The organism is Streptomyces griseus subsp. griseus, from assembly GCF_000720255.1.
Lineage (GTDB): Bacteria > Actinomycetota > Actinomycetes > Streptomycetales > Streptomycetaceae > Streptomyces > Streptomyces griseus_I.
Window position 1 is genome coordinate 1 of the sequence record NZ_JOJE01000191.1, and the last position, 337, is coordinate 337.

At 65.3% G+C, this 337-nt stretch carries 1 protein-coding gene; it reads right to left on the bottom strand.

Features of this window, described 5'->3' with window-relative positions; translation table 11 throughout:
* Position 1: 1 nt before the first annotated feature.
* A partial coding sequence (locus IG99_RS43735; protein WP_037684626.1) for a carbohydrate ABC transporter permease occupies positions 2-337 on the bottom strand: 336 nt, incomplete at its 5' end.

A 337-nucleotide genomic window follows, 5' to 3' on the forward strand; every position in this document is an offset into this window, starting at 1 on the left:
GTTACTTGCCGCCGGTGGTCGCGATGCCTCGCAGCAGGAAGCGCTGCCCGGCGAGGAAGACGAGGAAGACGGGAACGAGCGACACGACGCTCATGGCGAACACCGAGCCCCAGTCCGTCGCGCTCTGCTGGTCCACGAAGGTGCGCAGCGCGAGAGGTGTGGTGTACATGTCCGGGTCGGTCAGGTAAATGAGCTGGGTGTAGAAGTCGTTCCAGGTCCAGATGAAGGTGAAGATCGCGGTGGTCGCCAGGGCCGGGACCATCAGCGGCAGGATGACGTGGAAGAAGATCCGCGCGTGCCCCGCGCCGTCGATCCGAGCCGCCTCATCGATCTCGCG